Consider the following 23,626-nt stretch of genomic DNA (forward strand, 5'->3'; position numbering starts at 1 on the left):
GCGTTAAATATGCAACGTATCCAACAAGAGTCGTAGTACTATGCTATATATCAGCGGGAGATATTCGCTTATGGAAACAGGATTAAAACCTCACAAAGGCCTTAATAACTCCAGTAAAGCTTCTTTCGAAAATCCTTCCTCCATAAACGCATTTCCTTGACGGATCAGTTTATGAAACAATGCTTTTTTTGAAGACTGAAGCTTGATCATCTTCTCTTCCACGGTACCTGAACAGACCAGACGCACCGCAACGACCTTCTTATCTTGCCCCAAACGATGGACACGATCGATCGCCTGGTTCTCTACTGCCGGATTCCACCAAGGATCGATGAGGTACACATAGTCAGCCTGTGTTAAATTTAAGCCCGTACCTCCGGCCTTTAAGCTGATCAAAAATACGCGTTTGTCCGGATCCGATTGAAAGCTATCTACCACATCCTTCCGATTACGTATACCGCCGGTCAGGTAGCTGTATCCAATAAGCCGCTTATCCAGTTCTTTGCGGATTAGATCAAGCATGGATACGAACTGTGAAAAGACCAATATTTTATGATCCGGCACATTTTCCTCTATTTGAGCGACAAGCGTATCCAGCTTAATGGAGTCGTCCCCCGGCAAGCGACCTTCCCCGAGCAAAACGGGCGAGTCACAAATCTGCCGGAGCCTCGTTAATCCCCTCAATACATTCATAGAACTCTTTTTCAGTTCTTCCTGACTCGTTGCCGATATATACTCGCGGAACTCTTTTTCGTAGGCCAGGTAAATCTGCCTTTGTGTAGCGCCCATTTCGCAATACAATACCATCTCCGTTTTTTCAGGAAGCTCTTTGGCTACTTCCCGCTTGGTACGACGAAGGATAAAGGGTCGGACTTTCTGCTGCAACTGCCTCAACCTTGTCTGGTCATGAAACATGTCGATAGGCCTGAGGTAAACGTCCTTAAAATATTTGGCGTTACCCAGGAAACCCGGGCACGCAAAAGAAAGCTGCGCGTAAATATCAAACACATTATTTTCCAATGGGGTTCCGGTAATAGCTATTCGGTTACGGCCCTTGAGCAAACGGGCAGCCTTATAACGCTGTGATTCCGGATTTTTAATCTGTTGCGATTCATCCAGAAAAATGCCATTAAAGGTATATTTCTTTAAAACCGGAATATCCGATACCAAAACACCATAAGTCGTTAAAACCACGTCGTAATCCTGGAAGGTAGATTCATCTTTGTTTCTTCCTGTCGTATAGTACAACAGCACTTTCAAGTCTGGAGCATAGCCAGCCAATTCTTTTTGCCAATGAAAAAGTAAAGTGGTAGGCACCACTAATAAATGGCATACAGCCCCTTTCTTCCTTCGTTGTGCAAGCATAAAAGCAATGATCTGCACGGTTTTGCCCAAACCCATGTCGTCGGCCAAACATCCTCCTAAACCAAATTCGTCCAAAACATTTAACCAAGCCAGGCCTTCCTTTTGGTATTCCCTTAATTCCACCTTTAAACCGGCCGGGACAGGAATCCTTTCCATTGTCCTGTATTTCTTGAGTTTTTCTTCGTATTCCCTGATTTCTACTTTAACCGCATCATCCAGGACTTCTTCATCAAATAATTCCTGGATTAAAGAAAAGTTCGATTTTGAAATGCCTAGAGTATCCTCATCCAGAATTGCTCCGATATTGAAATAGGTATTGAACTTACTTATCCATTCTTCCGGCAGAGTCCCTAAAGTTCCATCGTCCAATCGTATATATTTACGTTTGTCCCTTAAGGTAGCATACAGCCTCCTAAGCGAAGCCTTCTTTTGCCCATAAGTGACACTTAATTTCATGTTAAACCAGTCCATCCCACTTAAAATATGGATACTGATTTTAGGTCGATACGGCTGCATCCTATTCCCTTCCAAATCATTGAACCCATACACCGTAATACCTTCTGTAAACCAAGAATCAAAGACATCCAGAAACCAGTTTTCATCCAAAAAATGCTTGCGGTGGAGATATAGGTATTCAAATTCACTGTCCTGCTGTTCTTCGAAAAAGGGATGTTGCCGAAGAAGGAGCGACATGAAATCGTTTTCTACCCGCTCGTTCCTTTTAACCAAAAAGACATTCCCTTGTCCGTCTTCCAAGTGGATTTGCCGTTTTGTACGTATCGGGACTTCCGCCTCGCCGTAACGCATAACCGGAGTGATTGTTACAAAGTTGCCAAATTCAGCCAGATAAATGAGTTTTTCCTCTTCTATGCCAAAAGCATTTAACTGCGACACAGCGGCTTGCTGTGCATAGACATATTGAACCTCCAGACCAGCTTCCAATTTGCTCAGTACCTGTTTCCGGAAAGCCGGGTATTTTTGTTCATGGATTAATAAATTAGCAGGCTTATCTCTTAAAAGACGAAGTAGTCCCAGCACCGGCGGATGATCAATTAGGTAAAGCGTATCTTCGATCCGCAAAAAATAGCCATAATATAACGTTAAACCGTTTAGGGGATAAACAACATCATCCACCAGTAGGCTTCCGCCCAATTCATAAAAAGGCGGTTTTCGGTTAATGGTTGCCTTAACCGTTTTCGGCAATAGTGCAAGCTGAATGGGTACTAAGGTAGCAGCATTAATTTTTTCTGAACGTTCTTCGTTATGGTAAAAGACAGGATAATGAAAAGGGTTTTGCACAATAGCCTTCAAGGCCTCCACATCCAGCTGTTGCTGTGGTTTCTCCGTTATCGTTGCTTGAAACCGCTGAATAGCCGAAAAAAAACGGCCATATTGCTGTCCTTCCAAAGTCCAAAGCTGCTCTAGAGGAGAAAGCTCTTTCAACGGGTTTTTAATTTTTCCGGTTTTTGTCGCGCTTGCCTGATACAGGCCGATCATTAAATGACGATAATATTTATGGCGCTTAAGCACTAAGATGATTTGTTGATCAGTTTGGGGATTAAGTGCCGGGTTTGTTACGGAAGGTTCCAGCCATTCCGACCATTCCTGTAAATCTTGCTCTCTCAACGGAACTAAAGCACTCAGCTTGGGAATGATACGAAGTCCTTCCTGATAATCCAGCTTGAAGAAACGATCTAAATCAGGTTCCTTTTCCAGACCATAATCGGCAGCCTTTTCTTTAAATAATCTTGCCCGGAGCTGTTCGTCGAAAAAGGCGCGAAAATCCGCTTTCTTTGCAATAGCCAATAGCGCCAATAGCTCTTCCCGGTTTAACCGGCCTTCTCGTCCGTCCAGATCGCTTCCGATTAACAATCCTTCGGTAGACTGTGTAACCTGTATTTTAGAAAAATCCGGTTTGTCCAAGGCATTAAAAAAAACGCCTTTACCCAAGGTTAGTTCTTCTGCTTGAATAAATTGATAGTCTGACGGACCAAGGGTTATGTTCTCTTCAGCCAGTTCCATTAAAAAGGCTTCAGATAAATGGACAAGATGGAGTCCTTCCAGCCATACTTCATGTCGATTAGCCATTGATCAAAGATAAAGGAAAAAGGTGGAAGGTGGCACGGAATCCCAAGTGATTACTCGGAAAATTACTTTGAATTTTTACATCCTTAATCTGCTGTTCAATTTGGAACAATAAGTGTCCGAAAACGAACAGTTTGCTTCTTTCCCATAAAGACAAACAACTATAAATCAGATACTTATTATTTTTGGCGCATTTGATGCGATACTATCAGAAAAGATATAAGACCGCAGTAGCAAGACACAGGACCTTTAAATAATATTGATACTTGATACTATAATGCTAAAAAGCTACATAAAAACAACCTTTCGTTATTTATGGCGGAATCGGCTATTTACCGGTCTCAATGTGCTGGGATTGGCGATCGGAATCAGCGCCTGTTGGTTGGTGTGCCGCATCGTTATACACGAGTTAAGTTACGACCGGGGAATCTCAGATGCGGAAACTATCCATCAGGTTATTTCAAGGGACAAAGGGGAAACGGAAGGAGGCTTTGCCGGCGTTCCTTTGGGGCTCGCCCCATTGTTAACAGCACATGCACCGGAAGATGTATTGGTGATACCCACCTATGATCAATCCTTTGAACGGTTACGAATACAGCAGGAAGACGGTAGAGAGCCTTTACATGTGGAAGACCCTGATAAAATTATCAGTACGCGAAGCGATTACTTTAAGATACTTCCCTATAAATGGCTAGCAGGAAACCAGCATACCGCCTTTGCTGATCCGCACAGTGTGGTGCTAACAGCAAAGCGGGCAAGGATGTATTTCCCATCTTTAGACCCGACAGACATTATAGGTAAGACCATCATGGCTGATACCACGCAGTTCATGGTGACCGGCATTGTCCAAGACCTCTCCTTTCCTAGTACCTTCCAAGGACAGGTATTTATGCCGATATCCACACAAGACTGGACAGACCTAAACTGGACAAGCTTATGGTCGGCGCGTACCTTATATATTAAAACCAAATCACAGGCTTCTCTACATCGATTGTTGGAAGTAGCTCAAGCGGAATACGATAAAACAGGAGCATTAGAACACGCTAAATACACGAACACCATTGTTTTTACTTCCTTTGCCATACCCAATAAACATTTTATGCGGCAATATGACACCAACGGGAGCTCTACCGACAAGAAAGTGCTCTATGGACTGATGGCTATTGGCGGGTTCCTTCTTCTCTTAGCTTGCATCAATTACATAAATTTAAGCACAGCATTAATTCCTCATCGCACCAAAGAAATAGGGATACGAAAAACCCTGGGTGCCAAACCGACCTACCTTACAGCTAACTTCCTGATCGAGACATTGACTGTCACTTTGTTTGCCCTCTTTATTTCGTGGCCACTTGTTAGCCTTTTCCAAAAAGGTTTTCCCACTCTCATGCCCGATAACCTTTCGGACTTCAACGCCTATGGTATACTTGCGTTATTTCTGGTGGGGCTATCGTTGCTGATTACCTTGGTTTCAGGATCCTATCCGGCGTACTTAATCAATCGGGTTCGCTCTATTGAAACCTTGAAAAAAGGGACAGCTGCAAAAAAGGGCGGCAACCGCCTGAGCTTACGCAAATCTTTAATTGTCTTCCAGTTTGTGATTGCCCAATTTTTTATTATCAGCGCCTTAATCATTGGACAACAACTGAACTTTACATTAAATACGGATTTAGGGTTTGCCCATGATGCTGTGATCAATATGCAGATGCCTTATAAATCGTATCAAAACAGCGACGTTAATCCCTTTCTATACAAACGTGCCTTGCTCAAACACCCTGAAATCGCTGGTGTCTCATTGGGACACGAACCGCTTAATAACAGCCATTGGGGCAGTATCTATTATTTTAACGGCGACACGGGCCGCGTTAAATTCACCACTCCTCGCAAATATATCGATGAAGATTACCTCGCGGTTTACCAAATCCCTTTATTAGCAGGCAGAAACATACATGCTACCGACACGATGCGGGAAGTGTTGATCAATGAAACAGCATTAAATGCTTTGGGTTTAACCTCTCCTGCCCAAGCAATAGACCAATCCCTTGTTGGCACCAATAATGAGATGTTAACTATTGTGGGTGTATTTAAAGACTTTAACCAAAAATCACTACGCACTAAAATTGAGCCCCTATTGCTCGGTTCTTCCAACAAAAGGGGCCATTTACAAACGTTCAATATTAAATTGCCGAACGACCGTAACCGCTGGAGCCGTTCCTTAGCGGTCATGAAGAAAGAATGGGCCACCATTTATCCCAACGCGCCCTTTGAATATAGCTTCAACGACGATAGGATCAAAAATTTGTACGAAACGGAATACCGTACCTCTAAATTGATTGGTTTGGCAACGAGTGTCACCATTCTCATCAGCTGCCTCGGCCTGTTCGGCTTGGTTACGTTGGCTGCTTTTCAGCGATCAAAAGAAATCGGTATCCGCAAAGTTTTAGGAGCAACAATCTCTAACATAGTCACCTTATTGTCCAAAGATTTTGTGAAGCTTGTTTTGATAGCCCTGCTCCTTGCCGCACCCATAGCCTGGTGGATGATGAATAAGTGGTTAGAAGACTTTGCTTATAGAATCGACATTAAATGGTGGATGTTTGCCATAGCTGGCTTGGGAACTGTAGTTATTGCTTTATTGACCGTCGGCTATCAGGCCGTCAAAGCGGCTTTGGCCAATCCAGTAGAGAGTTTGAGGAATGAATGATTGATTTGTTGGTTCTTGGGTTATTAGTCGTTCGTGACAATCATCGAACTAATGCCTAAAGAATTGATAGTACACTGGCTACAACGATTAACGAACAACGAAAATGATAAAAAACTATTTCAAAATCGCTTGGCGGAACTTAAGCCGTCATAAAATGTTTAGTGCAATCCATATCTTCGGCTTAGGATTGGCTTTTGCAGCTAGCCTGCTGCTGTTTCTTACGGCAACTTTTGAATTATCATTCGACAATTTTCATGCTCGAACGCAGGATCTTTACCAGACTTATTACGAAACCCATACCCAGGAAGGCAAGGAGGTAGATCCAGCCATGCCCGTACCTTTCGCTGAATTAGCCAAACAAGAGATTCCAGCTATCGAACATCTCACGCGTTATGGCATTCGACAAATGGCCTACCGCGTAGGCGAAAAAGAAGTCTCTTTATCTTCTCGTTTTATCGATCCTGATTTTTTTGAAATGTTCAATTTTAAACTTTTGTCAGGAAGTATAACCTCTTTTGAGCAACCCGGTCATATTGTCCTATCTCAACATACAGCAAAAACCCTTTTTGGCGAGGAAGATGTTATAGGGAAAACACTTGAAATTAACCGTGGGGATAATTGGGAGCAGGCTACGGTTTCCGCCATCATTGAAGATGCTCCACGCAACTCTACGTTGGATGTATCTGTTTTAATGCGTTTCCAAGATTTTCCCCAGTATCAAGAACTGAAAGACAATTGGAATGCCTTTAATCATTCCGCATTTGTACGTCTACATCCTGGTACATCTCCTAAAACTTTCGCCAGGCAGTCTAAACTTTTTAATGAAAAATACCTACGAGAAGATATCGACAACCTAAAACGAGATGGAGCCAAAGCAGACGAAAATGGAGCTTATCTCGCTTTAAATTTACTTTCCATAAAAGATATTCATTTCAGTGATAAAGGTCTAGGATCGGGAATCAACCCCTTTTATCCCTGGATGTTGTTTAGCGTTGCAGTACTCATTCTTTTTATTGCATCGTCTAATTTCGTTAACCTTTCTTTAGCATCTTCCTTTAATCGTGCACGGGAAATAGGAATGCGGAAAACCTTAGGCGCTTGGACCTATCAGCTCATGCTTCAATTATGGGGCGAAGCTGCTATCATCAGCTTAATCGCTCTAGGATTTGGTTTGTTACTCTCGCTCTTTCTTTTATCCCCTTATAATGCATTAATGGGTTATCATCTGGTAATGCGTGATCTATTCAGTTGGAGAAACGGCTTAACGCTTATGGGGTCTTTTTCCTTGGTAACCCTACTTGCCGGAGGTTATCCTGCTTGGACTATGGCTCGTATAAATACCCTCTCCATTTTAAAGGGAAAACTACAAACGAACACGGGCTATACTGTACGGAAAGCTTTTACCATAGGGCAATTCGGCATTGCTTTTCTATTGATCATCATTACGTTGATCGTTTCTAAGCAACTAAATTACTTACATCACAAACCCCTAGGCTTCAATCAAAGCGAAGTGATCAGCATCCCGATAGGTAATGCCATCGCTCCCGATTTAGCGATAAATCAACTACGTGCAGAACTCTCTTCTTTTCCGGAAGTCGAATCGATCAGCGCCTCTTATATCAATATGGGAAAAGGCAATGATGGAAGGGAATCTACTTCCACTTCCAACTTCGACTATGAAGGACGTCAGGTGTACACCCATAAACGCCGGGTCGACTTTGATTACCTAAAAACCTTGGGTTTGGCTTTATTGGAAGGCAGAGATTTTTCGAGAGGTTTTTCCACGGATTCCAATGCCGTTATCATTAACGAAAAAATGGCGACACAATTGGGCGGTAAAAATCTTATTGGCAAAAATATTTCCCTTTACGGTGATAATACGAAGATTATAGGCATTGTAAAAGATTTTAATTTCGAAAGCCTGCACGCCCGTATTGAACCGATGACATTGCATATGAACTCACAGCAGGGAAATTTCCGCTATATCTTCGTCCGCATCAATCCCGGCAATTTATCCTCATCCATGGCGCTCATTACTGACGTCTGGAAGAAAGTCAATCCAAAAGCCACCGATATGCCCTCATTTCTTCAAGAAAATACTGATAGAATTTATAAAAGAGAACAGCAATTTTCCCACATTCTGATCAGTGGATCTATACTTGCTATCACCATTGCTTGTTTAGGTTTATTTGCATTGGCACTCCTCATGACAAATCAACGCAGTAAAGAAATCACTGTACATAAGATATTAGGAGCCCGCCACATACAACTTATCTTTTTGCTTTCGAAAGACTTTCTCAAACTAATCGGGATTTCATTTATCATAGCTACCCCTTTAAGTTGGTGGATGATGAACAGATGGCTTCAAGACTTTGCATACCGCATCGATATACAAGCAAATGAATTTTTGTACGCGGGTATCTTAGTCCTATTTATTGCTGGATTGACAATAGCCACGCAATCTATCAAAGCCGCATTGGCCAATCCGGTGGATAGTTTGAGGAATGAATGATTTTAAGCGGAGCGCTTTAATGCGGAAGGCTAAAAGCAGACTTGAGATAGTCATATCAAGACACAAAAATTTTTTGTGCATGTCCAATCTCTAAATCATCTGCTACTACAAAAGCATGATCAATTTGTTGAATCTGTTTTGTGTTTTTAGTTCTCCCTCCTATTTCAAAAGTATAGTTTTTAAACATAAAATCTCCAGATTCCGTATATCGAAGAGGTCCAAGCCCACTCATCGACTCCGCGGGCACCGTTAATTCCTATTAGACGATTATTCCATTCGAATATGATCAAACAAATACCGTTGAAAACCAAGAGGGACTCTGTTAATCTTCTTATATGATTTTTCAAATAAAATATCCATTTTGCTCTATATAAAAAGCAAAAACACCAGTTTTTGATCTATAAATAAAACAATTTAAAGTAAAAATGCTCTTTATGCAGAGCATTTTGCTGGTTTAGCCGCAATCGTCATCGCCGTGCTCACTGTAAGTTATCAGTCGATCAGAGCAGCCATAGCGAATCCGGTGGATAGTTTGAGGAATGAATGATTTTAAGTAGAAGCTTTGGAGGAGACCAACGAAGCGCTTGACGATTTCAGGAAAGGGCGGATGTTCGGCTCGCCCGAAATAACTTTCGGATAGTCTCAGTTGTCAGATTTTCTTCAGGGAACGTGGAAAGTAGACGGAAAACAAATCTATGACCGTTGGGATAAATCTAACATTACGACCGTATTTGCGGATAAAATCTGGAAAGCTAATCCTAAACACATAGTCTTTTTATCTAAGCCGTAACCCGATATTGCTTTTCGATTAATACAATCGCGTTTAAAAGAAATCGATTTATCGGTGTTTCAATACCCAACGCTCCTCCTTGCCTCACAACCTCTCCGGCAAAGATCTCCACTTCCGTCTTCCGATGCGCTTCCACATCTTGCAACATCGAAGTCTTTCCAGCCGGATTTAAAGCTAAAATAATATCCATCATTTCTTGCATATCATCATCGCTAATCGCAATGCTTTTCCTTTGCGCAATAAGCCGCACTTCCCTGGCAGCCAAGAGCAGCATATTCCTCGCTTCTTCGTGCTCCCCGAATTGACCAAAAGGCATTTTCATCAAAGCCGAAACCTGGTTAACAGCCACATTGAGCATAAACTTAAACCACATGGCCTTAAGGATATCCGGAGGGACCTGAAAAGGTATTTCTGCCTGATGCAACAAATCTTTCACGGCTTCGACGCGTTCGGAGCTATGATTATTCTTTTCGCCGAAGACCAAATAACCCATGTTGGCAAAAGTCACATCCCTCCCTCGGCGTAAGACGTCCATCTGCACGCCAAAGCCGTATAAGAGGTGCTCTTCGCCGAAATGTCGGGCAATAATTTCTTCACTGGATATGCCGTTTAATAGCGAGAGGATGGCGGTATTTTTGCCGACAAAAGGAGCCATTAAAGGAAGAGCCTCGGGAAGGTGATGCTGTTTCAAGGCGACAATAATGAGATCTGCGGGTTCGGCATCGCTCCTTGGTGTAATAAATTCAAATTGAGAAAGATTACCATTAACAAAAATCTGTTCCTGTTCGTAGCGATCTTTTCGTTCCTCATCCACGATAACCTTAACCAAACTTTTTTTGAACCGCTGCAGCTTGGCGGCATACATCGTGCCCAATGCTCCAAGCCCTAAAAGATATACACGTTCTATGGTTGTTTCCGGCATAGAACAAACTTAGGAGAAATGTAGTTAATCTCCAAAAAGCGCTAAGCCGTTATGGACTGTTAATCTCTTTTTGCGAACTCCAAATATCCCCACTTATCTGGTCGATGCATATCGATCACCCCTTGAGGGCTCCAAACCCAGTTGTATTCCGGAATAAGCTTACCGGTCTTCGGATCTTTCTTGCGTTCGTATTTACCATTTTTGATGTCCGTCTGCCAATTTACCCGGGAAAAATTCAACCGCCACACCGTTCCGTCCTTTGGGTTTGGCGTGACGAAATCTCCATATTTCAGATCGTCAAAAGGAATAGCCATTTCGACCGTCCACGAACTGTCCCGATCGCTAGGATCATTTAATGTCCCTTTAATTTCTACGGCCGAAAGGAATCCGTTCATATCATAATCATGATCAGGCTTTCCTTTACTCCTATAAGGTTTTGGCAAGAACAAATCAAAGGTATTATTAATGGCATTCACCTCCATCTCAAAGTAATTGAGGTTATCTCCATCTGGATCGATAAATACTTCAAAATCGTTTTCATAAAAAACGATTTGATCTTTTACCGACTGATAAGCCCAAATATCTTTCTCTTCTAATACGGCAGCTATATAAAGATATTGATCGTCCCAAAGCATTTTTGCGCGCGTAGACATCGCTGGTTTCGGCTTCTTATCCCCTTCTATATCGATAAAAAGATCAGTCCATGCCGCTTCATTCCAAGCTGCCTCATCCAATTGACCATCAATCTTGGGTCCTTCCTTAACATGATAACAGGTGTAACGCTTGGGGACGGCAAGCGCCTGCGCCGAACTATGGCTAGCGAGCGCACTTAACAGAAAAAAGACCCCAACAATGTGTAATGTACGAACAGAAGTAGGAAATGCCATATATCTTGTTATTAGAAAAGCACGAAGATAGCTAAATTTTCACCACCCACTGGATAAAAAAGTCGATAGATAAAAGAAGATCTCTTCTAGGTTTTTAGAAGAATTGTTCGAAACTGAACAGGCTACTGTCCGTTTTCGAACAAGCTTATAACCCTAAACCACTCCTCAAAGGCTTTAATCCAGCAATCTCATTATGGCAATCTTATTGTGTGGACCAAATCGATTGTTGGCTCTCCGTTGCTGGTTGCTCTAATACCTCAGGCTAAGCATCAAAGCTTAGCGGTGAGCGGCAACCCTCAACACCAAATAAGATTAACAAACAACGGACATGTTAAAAAACTATATAAAAATTGCATGGAGGAGTTTATTGAGATATAAATTCACTTCTTTTATTAACCTGTTTGGTTTAAGTGTGGGCATTACCTGCTGTTTATTGATCATGCTCTATGTGTTGGACGAAGTGAGATACGATCGGTACAACAGTCACGCGGAACAGGTTTATCGGGTTGAGCGTACCTTCCTGAATCCGGAAGACAAAAGCATATCCTTGTCGTTGGGCGCTGTTGCACCTCCCATAGGGCCTTTATTACAAAATGATTTTAAGGAAATCCAAGCGTTGACTAGTATCCTGCCTATAGGAGGTATGACGCTCCAATACCAAGATAAGATCTTTAATGAAGAGCATGTATACTGCGCGGATGAAAATCTCTTTAAAGTCTTTGATTTTACCGTAACCAAAGGAGACCCAAAAACGGCCTTGAACGAACCTTACTCTGTTATGTTAACAGAAGAAATGGCGAAAAAGTACTTCGGTGAAGAAAACCCGGTGAATAAATTATTAACATTTAACCAGCAGCTTGTTGGCACGGTTACCGGTGTTTATAAAGCTTTGCCAGCGAACGCACACTGGCACCCCAATATTATGATATCGTTCTCTACGCTGAGAGATACGGCCATTTATGGCGAAGAACAACTGCGTACGAACTGGGGAAATAACGCCTTTTACAACTATATTCTACTCCCCAAAGATTACGATGCCAAAAAATTAGAAGCGCAATTTCCGGCATTTTTAAACCGCCATATCCCGAACTCCGACAATAAAGCGCAAGAATGGACTTCACTTTCCTTACGTAAGCTGACCGATATTCATCTACGTTCCCATAAAGATAGTGAGCTGGAAGAAAACGGCGATATTAAGCGTGTGTACATCTTTACCATTATCGGCTTATTCATTTTATTGATTGCTTGTATCAATTACATGAATCTTTCTACAGCACGCTCCGCCTTGCGCGCAAAAGAAATTGGCATCCGTAAGGTAGTTGGAGCCGAAAAAAGGGAGCTGGTTTATCAGTTCTTGAGTGAAAGCATCTTGCTTTGCTTTCTGGCGACGGCGATCTCTATCCTAATAACCGGATTAACCTTAGCCGGTTTAAACAGTGTATCAGGGAAACAGCTTCCCATTCAACAATTGATCCAGCCGCAAATACTTATTCCGATTGTGTTATTGCCGCTATTGATCGGTAGCTTATCGGGCCTTTATCCAGCCCTGTTTTTGTCGGAATTTAAACCCATTAAAGTATTGAAAGGCATCGTAAAAAGTGGAAAAAAAACGCTCTCCCTAAGGAAGGCTCTGGTGGTCTTCCAATTTACGGTATCTATAGCGCTTATTATCAGTACGATCATCGTGTTCCGACAACTGGATTATATACAGCATAAAAGCCTTGGTTTTAACAAAGAACAAATTGTTATATTAAATAATAACGAGGCATTAAAAAACAGTTTCCCAGCTTTTAAAACCGCTGTACTGGACAACCCGTCCATCAAATCAGTAGGCAGGTCAAGTCGCATTCCCTCGGGAAGACTCTTGGATGATCAAGTTGCGCAGATAAACTTAGGGAATAACCTTGCCCCGGCTAAAGCGGATATTAAGTATGTACGGGTAGACGAAGGGTTTATTCCCACTTATTCCATACCAATCAAAGCCGGTCGGAATTTCAACCGCACTGACGGAACGGACACCCTATCCTTCATTATTAACGAAGCAGCAGTCAAAGCCTTAGGATTGAAATCAAATGAAGAGGCCATAGGCAAGCAATTTCAGTACGGTCGCATTGGACAGATTGTCGGCGTGATGAACGACTTCAATTTTGAATCGCTGCACCAACGGATCATTCCTTTAGTTATGTTTAATTCGGCCGAACGAAACGATTATGGCCGGATATCGATCAAAATTACCGGCAGCATACCCCAAGCATTAAAACATATACAGTCTACCTGGGAAAAGTTCATGCCGGAAACGCCTTTTGATTATACCTTTTTAGACGACCGTTTTACCGATCTTTATAAAGCAGAACATAAACAGCAGATTATCTTCACCCTATTTTCAGGCATTGCTATTGCTATTGCCTGCTTAGGCTTGCTTGGCTTATCGGCCTTCACCATAACGCAACGTATTAAAGAAATCGGCATCCGGAAAGTACTTGGTGCGAGTATGACCTCTATCGTAAGCTTGCTGTCGAAAGACTTCCTACTATTGGTCGCTTTTGCAGCTATCATCGCTTTCCCTATTACCTGGTTTGCCATGAGCAATTGGTTAAACGACTTTGCTTACCGCATCGATCTCTCTTGGTGGGTGTTCGTACTTGCTACCGCCATCGCCCTGCTCATCGCATTCGTCACCATCAGCATACAAACCATTAAAGCTGCGCGGGCCAACCCAGTGAAATCGTTACGTAGTGAATAACCTTATAGGAGTGAGTTATAGGTTATAAGGGTGTTGGACACGCCGGTCAGGTAAATGATGAACCCTCTCTAACGACCATGTTGTGCGCATATTTAACATTTATACGTATTATTGTAATAATAATAGGGCAACTATGAAAGCGAAATTAAATTTGACCATTGACAAACAGCTCCTGACCGAGGTAAAGGCATATGCTGCGCAAAAACATAGTAGTGTTTCCGAACTGGTAGAAGGCTATTTTAAGATTTCAGCAGCGTAGTCTTCCTTCTCTCCCTGTAATTTCGCCAAAAGAATTTATCGCCTTTATACAAAAAGAATCCTTCTAGTAATTTTTATCGGTACTCGTCATACAGGTGTATCGCTGAACGCAGAAACCGAATGCCGACGATTAAATCAAAAAAGCCCGTATCTTTGCATCGATATGAAACTCGATATTAGCTCTCTACGCCAATACATTAAACCGTTCGATGTATTTAACCCCTATGAATTATATGCCCTCTTGAGGCTTAGAAGTGAAGTTTTCGTAGTAGAGCAAAACTGTGCTTTTTTGGATGCAGATAATAAGGATCAAGTGTGCCTTCATTTACTGATTTACCAAGATGAAGCGCTTGCTGCTTATGCGCGCTTGGTCCCTCCCGGGGTTTCCTATCGGGAGATGTCGATCGGACGTATTGTCACAAGCAAACAAACAAGAGGTACCGGTTTAGGGAAAGAGTTAATGAAACGAGCAATTCAAGCCTGCTACGACCACTTCGGCGAAGGCCCCATCCGCATTGGCGCTCAAGTGTATGCTATACCTTTTTACCAATCAGTGGGCTTCGTGGTCGACGGAGAAGTATACGATGAAGACGGGATCGACCACGTCGAAATGCTCAGGAAAACAGATGCCTTATAAATGGACAGTAACCCATAGCGGGATTACCACCACTGTCCGTTAACGAACACCCTATTGTCCGATACCGAACAGCCCCTGTTAAAAGAAAGCAATAAAAACGCTGTGAATCAACTGTTTACTATTATGGACTAACTTTGGTAAAGCTTATTCAAGCACCTTACTTCATTATTAGTTCACTTAGTCGATAGTATAGTAATGATCACAAACTATATCAAAATTGCTTGGAGAAATTTATTGAAACATAAATTTAATACCGCTATTAATGTTCTCGGCCTCGCTTGCGGCCTCTCATTCGCGCTACTTATTGGCGCTTTTGTTTGGCAGGAACTCCGCGTCAATCAAAACATTAAGCATATCGACCGGCAATATCTCTTACAAAGTAATCTAAACGAGTACTCCGCCATAGGCATGCTTTCAAAAGCGCTCAAAGATAATTATCCCCATTTAGTGAAGGAGTACTTTCGCTTCGACGGCATTACCGCTGTAATTTCTTACAAAGGCGAGCCTATACAAACGAATTCTATTGTTGCCGACTCAACCTTTTTCGACATGTTTGGCTTCCAGCTAGCTGCCGGGGAAACGCATTCGGCCCTGAAAGAGCCAAATCAAGTAGTGTTGTCTGCCCCTTTTGCGAAGCGGCTATTTGGCAAAGGCCAAGCAATCGGCGAACAGCTTATCGTACGGAATTTCAACAAGGAAGAGCAACTTTTTACCGTTAGCGGCGTATTGGAAGATACCGGAGAAAATGCAGTCCTAGACTTAACGGGTAGCCCTACGGATCTACTACTTTCAATCCAATCTTCTTCCTTTTTTAAGCGGCCCATTGATGATTGGCAAAACCTCTATGTCGCTTCATATTTGGAATTGCAACCAGGCGTTGAGCCCAAGTCCTTAGAAAAGCCCATAAACGCGCTTGTTCAAACTCACGCGCCCACAGCCATCGCAAAAGATTACAAAGCGTCCTTAGTACCATTAAAAACCTACCACTTAGAAAAAGGCGACGGCTCTATGAAGCATTTGCTCTATACCGTTTCTGTCGTGGCTTTTGCCATCTTATTGCTCGCCGTCATCAATTTTGTCAACATCAGTATTAACACTTCTGCGGGTCGATTGAAAGAAATCGGCATCAGAAAAGTGATAGGCGGCACTAAAAAGCAACTCCGGATTCAGTTCATCGCCGAGGCGCTATTAACGGTCAGCATTGCTATGATCCTTTCACTCGCACTTTTCCCTTTTTTGTCAAAGGTGCTGTCAACTGTTTTAGGAAAGTCTATTCCCTCGCTGTTCGACTTACCTCTTTCCTTCTGGCTGTCCGTTGTCATCGCCGACTTAACCATAGGCTTATTGGCCGGTGCCTATCCTGCATTGCGCCTATCTTCCCTTCCCACCGTTCAATCGGTACGCGGCAAAGTAGCGCGGACCGTAGACGGACTGTTTCTTCTGCGGGGATTGATTAGCCTGCAATTCGTCATTGCACTCATTGCCCTGATATCCTCGGTTATTATCGCCCAACAGGTGAGCTTATTCTTTAGTAAAAACTTGGGCTACGATAAAGATTATTTACTGACCGTACAAGTACCCCGCGACTGGACTCCCGAGGGTTTGCGACATACCGAAGTGGTTAGACAAGAATTTGCCAATTTACCAATGGTAAAAAACGTCTCCATCTCCTACGACATACCGGGTACCATGTCTTCTGGTAATATCCAAGTTTTGAAGACCGCCACAAGCGATACACCGGTTAGTACCCAATTGGTTTTCTCCGACCGGCATTTCGCCGACACCTATAAAATACCGCTACTATCCGGCAGTTTCTACAGCCCGGACGAAGCCTCCGAAAATACCGATCGCATTGTCATTAATGAAGCGCTATCCGAAGCGCTGGGTTACAAAAATCCTGCAGAAGCGATTAACCAAGTCGTGCATTTTCCGGGCAGCAGCGCCGCAGCCATTGCCGGCGTAACGAAGAACTTTTATGGCGGATCTATGCATTTTCCGGTAGGGCCCATGCTATGGTTTAATGTCAAAAACAGTAATGCCTATCGTTATTTCAGCATTCGGCTAAAACCCGGCAATATAGGTTCCTCTTTAGATCACTTAACGGCCCTTTGGAAAAAACTTTTACCAACGGCCCCATTTGATTACACTTTTATGGATGCGAAGTTGGCGCAACAGTATAAAACTGAAATGCAATTAAAACAGGCAGGAGCTGTTGCAACCGTATTAGCCATGATTATCGTACTCTTGGGTATATTGGGACTTGTGTCGCATAACTTACAAAAAAGGGTGAAAGAAATAGGGATAAGAAAAGTGCTGGGGGCCTCCGTAAAACAGATTGTTTATTTGTTTGTCCGGGATGTATACCCCCTGTTTTTATTATCAACACTCGTCGCAGTACCTACAAGCTATTGGCTAATGAAGAAGTGGTTAACGAATTATTATATACGAACCGAATTGGATACGAGTAATTTTCTTATGCCCATTTTGGTTCTGGGACTGGTCACCCTCTCCGTAATTGCGTTACAGACGATTAAAACGGCTATTAATAAACCCGTTGACGCATTGCGGAACGAATAAATTCAGTGCTTGCTTATTGCTTGTTCGCGAAGAGGCCGAAACCAAGAAGCTCATTATGAAGTGGGTTACGACTAATAACGATTAAAAAATAACGAATATGTTAAAAGGAATTAGCTAAAGTATTAAGCTTTTGTTCATTTCGAGCAAACCTCAATACTTCGGGGACGTCGACATCAGGTGGACGTTCTTAGCCCCTGAAACATCATCAAAAGACGAATGCAATGTTCCAAAACTACCTAAAAATCGCTTGGCGCAACATGCTAAAGCATAAGGCGCACACCCTGATCAATATTCTCGGCATGGCCATCGCTTTTGCGTGCAGCATTTTACTGCTTACAGCCGTTTATCACGAGTTTTCCTTCGATAATTTCCATGAGCATAAGGATCGCGTATTTAAGCTCTATAAATTTCATAATTTGGTGAAGGGTACTGAACTAAGTACGACCATGGGTTATCCGGTGGCTACCTATTTAAAGCAAGAAGACATCGCGATCGATAAAGTAACCCGCATTAAACGCAAAGGCCGAGAGATCCGTTACCAAGATAAAACACTTGATTTAGGAATCAGTTTAGTAGATGCCGACTTCTTTGATATTTTTTCATTCAAAATCGTGGCGGGGCAGCGCCGCTCGCCACTGGCAAACGTGGCAGATATTGTACTCAATGAAGAAATAGCAACGAGCTTATTTGGTGAGGAGAACCCCATCGGTAAACCCGTAGAAATCAAAATTTCGGGAGAATGGAAGCGACTGATCGTATCAGCAGTAATGGAAGATGCTCCCAAAAATTCCACTTTCAATTTTCCGATCTTGGCACGTACCGAATTAGATCCCGATTGGACCAGAACCCGGGAAGAATGGTACGAACAGCATCACGATGTATATGTTCGCCTCGCCCCCAATACCAGTCAAGCACAGGTCGAAAAGCAACTTCGCCTTTTTGTAGAAAAACACCTGCACCCAGATGGCGAATCGCTAAAAAAGGACGGCTTTAAGGCGGATACCAATGGGGATTATTTAGGAATGAGGCTCCTCCCTTTAAACGACCTCCATTTCAATACGGAGATCGGCTCGGGCGACACGGTCAGTAAAACCTATCTTTATATTCTCCTCTTGGTGAGTATGGTGATTCTATTTATAGCCTGCTTTAACTTTATCAACATTCAAATCAGCTTATCCTTTACGCGCAGTAAAGAACTAGGCGTGAGGAAATGTTTGGGGGCGGCCGCCCATCAGGTATGGGGTCAGTTGTTCTGGGAAAACTTTTTACAGATTAGCCTTTCCTTGGCGATAGGCTTACTCGGCACTTTTTTTCTGATCAAAACGCTTACGCTGCACAACTTCATTAAATTCGACAACAGCGTACTCTATGATCCAAAAATGTTGTTAAGCTTATTTTTGATACTGATACTTATTTCCTTCACATCGTCCGGATACCCCTTCTTTATCCTGAATAGGCTCAAAACCACTGAAATATTCAAAGGGAAATTTAGCATCATCAAGTCAGGACTTGGCCGGAATGTACTCATCGCTTTACAATTCATCACCGCGATTATACTCATTTGTGCCACCGCCATCTGCTACTTGCAATTTCAATACCTGCGCACGGCCGACCTGGGCTATAACACCTCCTCCATCATCAGTATACCTGTAAAAGATGCAACCCAGGGACGGAATATCAGTGCCAAGCTGCGTACACGCTTAGCGTCAGACCCGTCGATTATAAGCGTATCTGGTAGCGATATCAACTTGGGCATCGGGGCAGACGGCAGCAGCAGCCGATCAAGTGTTGGCTTTAGCCATGAGGGTAAAAATATACAAACATCCTATATCGCTGCCGACTACGATTTCCTAAAAACCTTGTCCATCAAACCGGTGGAGGGGCGAGACTTCTCAAACACTTTTGTATCCGACAGTGTAGATGCCGTTATCATTACAGAAAGCATGGCTCAACAGTTAGGCGGAAACCAGTTTATCGGACGAAAGATCAACACCGATTCGACTGGTCGCTATGGATGGCACATCATTGGCGTTATCCCCGATTTTCACTTATATTCGATGCATGAACCTACCAAACCGCTCACCATTGCACTGGATAATACGGCTCCCATTGAGTACATTTTGGTGAAGGTAAACACGCAGAATCCTCTTGCCACCATGGAGCAGTTAAAAAAGGTTTATGCCGGTCTTGAACCGGATGCAGAATTCAAGGGAAGTTATGTGGACGAAAATATCGACCGCTGGTACAAAAAAGAAAAACGCTTAGCTGCCCTATTTTCCGTTTCGGCAGGTATCGCCATTTTGCTCTCCTGTATGGGCCTGTTTGGTTTGACGCTCATCATCATCAATCAAAAAGTAAAGGAAATCGGTATCCGAAAAGTGTTAGGAGCCACCGTTTCTCATATTGCAAGCAAAGTAATCCAAGAGTTTGTAAAGCCCGTTGCCCTAGCCTTTTTAATTGCCGCTCCTATTGCGTGGTGGATTATGAACTTATGGCTGGCCGATTTCGTCTACCGTACGGATATTCCTCTTTGGGTGTTTCCTTTGGCGGGAATTGCTACACTCCTCATTGCCATATTAACCGTGGGCGTTCAATCGCTAAAAGCCGCAAAGGCTAATCCGGTAGACAGCCTGCGGAGTGAATGAGGTTAATTGATAAGTCAAAGAATACAGATTGATATGTTTCAAAACTATATTAAAATCGCTTGGCGAAATATTAAGAAATACAGAAAGTACTCCTTGCTTCACCTGTTAGGTTTAGGCTTAGGGATTACCACCTGTTTATTTTTATATTTATATATCGATTTCCATCGGAGTTTCGACCGCTTCCATACCGAAGGCGACCGCACATTTAGGCTTGTACACGAATTGCACCTGGAAACAACGGAATATAACAAGGGCGGATCTTATGCCATTTACCAGGCATTACTCACGGAAATACCCGAAGTAGAAAAAGCTGCTTTCGAACTGGGAAACCAAGAGTTTACGTTAAAGATCAACGATCAACTTTACAAAACCGATAAAAAAGTAGCCCTTACTACTTCCGCCTGGTTTGATATTTTCGATTTTGAATGGCTTGCGGGAACGCCAACAGAACTCAACGCGCCTAATACCGTCGCACTTACAAAGCGGGTGGCTAAAAAGTACTTTGGCAATACCGATCCGCTCGGTCAAACCATTCTTGTAGAAAGTAAACATCCGTTCAAGGTTGTGGGTGTTATTGACGATTCGCGCAGCAATACAAGCGTTAATGCAGACATGTACCTTTCTTTTGCCTCGATTAAAACCTTGCAGCCCGACCTAATGGATGACTTTTTCACCTATTGGGCTTATTTCAACTCAAGTAACAGCGTCTTCTTAACCCTAAGCGATGCCGCTCAGAAAAACGCGGTGGAAAAGAAACTTATGCAGTTAGCAAAAAAGAATCTTGACCCCAGTATAGCAAGCGCCTTTGTATATAAATTATTACCGCTGTATGATACTCACTTTGATAATCGATATGGCGGAACGGTTAGCCATACCCTATTAACGATTTTAACAATCATCGGAAGCTGCATCATGTTGATCGCAGGGATCAACTACGTTAATCTTAGCATTGCCCAGCAAGCACGCAGAAGCATGGAAATAGGTACACGCAAAGTTCTTGGCGGCAGTAAATGGCAGCTATTTATGCAATTCATGGCCGAGTCGGTCTTAATTTCCTTAATGGCATTGCTTATCGGACTGGCGGGTCTGAAAGTTCTACTGCCGCTGGCAAATGAATATTTATTGGGCAAAGAGCCGATTCAGGTCCTTTCCTGGAGCCGACTCTGGTTTTTTTCAGGAGGCCTTTGGCTGATCGTAACCTTAGGCGCGGGTTTATATCCCGCCTATGTTATGGGTCGACTTCAACTGCATGAGGCACTAAAGAATAGGCTTTCGTTAAAAAAAGGTGTGGGCAGGCAATCACTGGTGGTTCTCCAAAGTGTGATTGCACAGATAATGATCATGGTAACGGTTGTAATCGTATTCCAGGTCAATTACCTCCGCAATACCGATATAGGCTTTAATCGCGAATCGGTTATGGTCATCTCTCTTCCCAAGGAAGCCGGCAATAACATGAACGTTTTGAACAAGCTCCTTTCTGCTGATCCGAGAGTATTGCAACACAGTTTTTGCTTTCAAGGACCGGCAAATGATCAACGATGGGGCGGTACCGTCTTATTTGATAATCGAGCCGACTGGGAAACTTGGGCAGCTCGCTATGCTTATGCAGATACGGCTTATTGCAGCACTTTTGGCCTGCAGTTGGTTGCCGGACGCAACTTCCGAGCAAACACGGCCTCCCACGAATACTTAGTCAACGAACTAATGGTTTCCATGTTAGGTTACGATGATCCACAACAGGTATTGGGCAAGTCGCTATTAGCTGGGGGAATGCACGACGAAGCCGCCGGTGTCATCGTGGGCGTTGTTAAAAACTATAACACCAACTACCTTTCCGAACCCATTAACCCAACAGTAATAGGCAGTAAGCCTGCCATGTACTCTTCTTTGGCCGTGAAGTTTTCGCCGGAAAATATAACTGGATTAATCGCCGATTTACAAAAAGAATGGCGAGCCTTATTTCCAAATACCCTTTTTGATTTTACCTTTCTGGACGATCAGATTGACGCCTTGTATACAAAAGAAATACAGCAACAACGATTGGTATGGATCGCTTCTTCCATTGCAATAACCATCAGTTCGCTTGGATTGCTAGGTATGATCGCGCTGGTAATTTTACATCGCACCAAAGAAATTGGCGTACGTAAAGTATTCGGTGCCTCGGTACAAAGCATTGTATTTATACTTTCTTTTAACTTCGTCCGTATTGTAGGCATCGCCTTTGTTATCGCTGCCCCGATTGCTTGGTGGGCGATAAATAAATGGCTAGCGGATTTTGCTCACCGCATCGATCTTCAATGGTGGATGTTCGCCCTCGGCGGAGGCGCTGCTTTCATTATTGCAATAAGCACCGTAGCTGTTCAGGCGATAAAAGCCGCTCTAGCCAATCCGGTAGATTCGTTAAGGGATGAGTAAACGATGTTTTACGTTGTAAGTAATAGGTTGTAGGAAGAGGAGGCCCCGGTTTCAGAGGTCACCAAACAAGAGCGACATTGTATAACTTAAAGTTTTTGTCCTTCGAAATAATTTGTAGATTGTTTGTCAAAGATTGACAAATTATAATTCTGTCAAAAGGGTCGCGATGGTGGAACGGTAATGTGGAGATCTTTATTGTATCGTCAAGACTGATAGGTAAAAGTTGGAAACCATTTAAGGAGATGATATCTTCAATCCGCGCAAAAGGCTCACTTAATTCGAGCTTTTAAGGCTGATCTTGACGGCGATCTCCCATAAACTGGCGATGCTAACGTAGTTCACCGCTCCTTTCCTTTCGATATTCTTCTTTGCCTTCGCAGATAGTTGGCTATCACCACTTAAAAACCAAATAAAGGTATGCGTGTCAAGCAAATTATGCTGCATTACGTATATTCTTTGAAATCCTCTAGCGGTTCGTCAAAATCGTCACGCATTTTGAACATTCCCTTTGCACTACCAAATTTTGGAACTTTTTGTTGCTGAGGCCTCTCTCGGTTCTTTTGTGCTTTTGTCACCAAAAAATCGATAAAATCTGCCACCTCTGCCCTCATATGTTCTGGAAGAGATTCCAATTTACTATATAACAGACGATTATCCATAACATTCCTCCTAAGATATCAAAGATAGTAAAAATTATTCTACCAGTGCATGGGAAGATAATTTATAAAAGCCGCTCTAGCCGATCCGGTAGATTCGTTAAGGGACGAGTAAACGATGTTTTAAGTTGTAAGTAATAAGTCATCAGATCTTCAATTAACTTCGGTTACTTTCTTTCAACTCCAGATCACCATAAAGCTTCATTAACAACTCACAAGGATCAACGTCTATTGCTTTCGCAATCAATACCAATTCGTCTGCTCTTAATTTTGCCGTCGGATTGAGCGAAAGTTCACTAATACGCGGTTTACTTAAGCCGGTGCGCCTTGCTACCAACGATTTATTTACCGACTTTTTTGCTAAATATTCTCCTAATGGGGTCATACGATCAATTTTATAGTCGCTTGTACAGGCAAATATTCAATTTATACAGGT

Annotated in this window: 15 protein-coding genes; 8 read left to right on the forward strand and 7 right to left on the reverse strand. The window is 42.8% G+C overall.

Annotated features, from left to right (window positions below):
* Positions 1–90 precede the first annotated feature (90 nt).
* Positions 91–3,450 carry a DEAD/DEAH box helicase gene (locus tag EPX21_RS10930; protein WP_134089729.1) on the reverse strand — a complete coding sequence of 1,120 codons (3,360 nt, stop codon included), beginning with the start codon at positions 3,448–3,450 and terminating at the stop codon, positions 91–93.
* A 274-nt stretch (positions 3,451–3,724) separates the two neighbouring features.
* Between EPX21_RS10930 and EPX21_RS10935 the strand changes: the two genes are divergently transcribed.
* Together EPX21_RS10935 and EPX21_RS10940 are read left to right on the forward strand one after the other, a co-directional pair.
* Positions 3,725–6,148, forward strand: a complete 2,424-nt coding sequence (locus EPX21_RS10935) for an ABC transporter permease (RefSeq protein ID WP_134089730.1) — start codon at positions 3,725–3,727, stop codon at positions 6,146–6,148.
* 154 nt (positions 6,149–6,302) lie between these two features.
* Positions 6,303–8,660: an ABC transporter permease gene (locus tag EPX21_RS10940; RefSeq protein ID WP_166670732.1), complete on the forward strand. Its 2,358-nt coding sequence runs from the start codon at positions 6,303–6,305 to the stop codon at positions 8,658–8,660.
* 779 nt (positions 8,661–9,439) lie between these two features.
* Here the strand turns inward: EPX21_RS10940 and EPX21_RS10945 are convergent.
* A complete protein-coding gene (locus tag EPX21_RS10945) occupies positions 9,440–10,372 on the reverse strand; it encodes a ketopantoate reductase family protein (RefSeq protein WP_134089732.1) in 933 nt (310 codons plus the stop codon).
* A gap of 59 nt (positions 10,373–10,431) precedes the next feature.
* The gene (locus EPX21_RS10950) at positions 10,432–11,259 is read right to left on the reverse strand and encodes a carbohydrate-binding family 9-like protein (protein ID WP_134089733.1); all 828 of its coding nucleotides are present in this window, start codon (positions 11,257–11,259) and stop codon (positions 10,432–10,434) included.
* Between the two features lie 328 nt (positions 11,260–11,587).
* On the opposite strand from EPX21_RS10950, the gene EPX21_RS10955 reads away from it, so the two are divergent.
* From EPX21_RS10955 to EPX21_RS10980, 6 genes are all read left to right on the forward strand, one after another.
* Complete coding sequence (locus EPX21_RS10955; RefSeq protein ID WP_134089734.1) at positions 11,588–14,002, forward strand: ABC transporter permease; 2,415 nt, start codon at positions 11,588–11,590, stop codon at positions 14,000–14,002.
* Between the two features lie 133 nt (positions 14,003–14,135).
* Complete coding sequence (locus EPX21_RS23080; RefSeq protein WP_240768660.1) at positions 14,136–14,261, forward strand: DUF6364 family protein; 126 nt, start codon at positions 14,136–14,138, stop codon at positions 14,259–14,261.
* A gap of 162 nt (positions 14,262–14,423) precedes the next feature.
* Complete coding sequence (locus tag EPX21_RS10960) at positions 14,424–14,897, forward strand: GNAT family N-acetyltransferase (protein WP_134089735.1); 474 nt, start codon at positions 14,424–14,426, stop codon at positions 14,895–14,897.
* 195 nt (positions 14,898–15,092) lie between these two features.
* Positions 15,093–17,474, forward strand: a complete 2,382-nt coding sequence (locus tag EPX21_RS10970; protein WP_134089736.1) for an ABC transporter permease — start codon at positions 15,093–15,095, stop codon at positions 17,472–17,474.
* A gap of 257 nt (positions 17,475–17,731) precedes the next feature.
* Positions 17,732–20,119, forward strand: a complete 2,388-nt coding sequence (locus tag EPX21_RS10975) for an ABC transporter permease (protein ID WP_166670733.1) — start codon at positions 17,732–17,734, stop codon at positions 20,117–20,119.
* A gap of 33 nt (positions 20,120–20,152) precedes the next feature.
* A complete protein-coding gene (locus EPX21_RS10980) occupies positions 20,153–22,534 on the forward strand; it encodes an ABC transporter permease (RefSeq protein ID WP_134089738.1) in 2,382 nt (793 codons plus the stop codon).
* 58 nt (positions 22,535–22,592) lie between these two features.
* Here the strand turns inward: EPX21_RS10980 and EPX21_RS23460 are convergent, their stop codons facing one another.
* From EPX21_RS23460 to EPX21_RS10995, 4 genes are all read right to left on the reverse strand, one after another.
* Positions 22,593–22,790 (reverse strand): type II toxin-antitoxin system VapC family toxin, encoded by a 198-nt coding sequence (locus EPX21_RS23460; RefSeq protein ID WP_206106053.1) that lies wholly within the window; start codon positions 22,788–22,790, stop codon positions 22,593–22,595.
* 17 nt (positions 22,791–22,807) lie between these two features.
* Positions 22,808–22,978 (reverse strand): PIN domain-containing protein, encoded by a 171-nt coding sequence (locus tag EPX21_RS22910; protein WP_206106050.1) that lies wholly within the window; start codon positions 22,976–22,978, stop codon positions 22,808–22,810.
* Complete coding sequence (locus tag EPX21_RS10990; RefSeq protein WP_134089739.1) at positions 22,978–23,193, reverse strand: DUF2281 domain-containing protein; 216 nt, start codon at positions 23,191–23,193, stop codon at positions 22,978–22,980. Before EPX21_RS10990 ends, EPX21_RS22910 begins: the two co-directional genes overlap by 1 nt.
* Before the next feature lie 154 nt (positions 23,194–23,347).
* Complete coding sequence (locus EPX21_RS10995; RefSeq protein ID WP_134089740.1) at positions 23,348–23,575, reverse strand: helix-turn-helix transcriptional regulator; 228 nt, start codon at positions 23,573–23,575, stop codon at positions 23,348–23,350.
* Positions 23,576–23,626: the final 51 nt, after the last annotated feature.

The organism is Olivibacter sp. XZL3 (assembly GCF_004368405.1).
GTDB lineage: Bacteria > Bacteroidota > Bacteroidia > Sphingobacteriales > Sphingobacteriaceae > Olivibacter.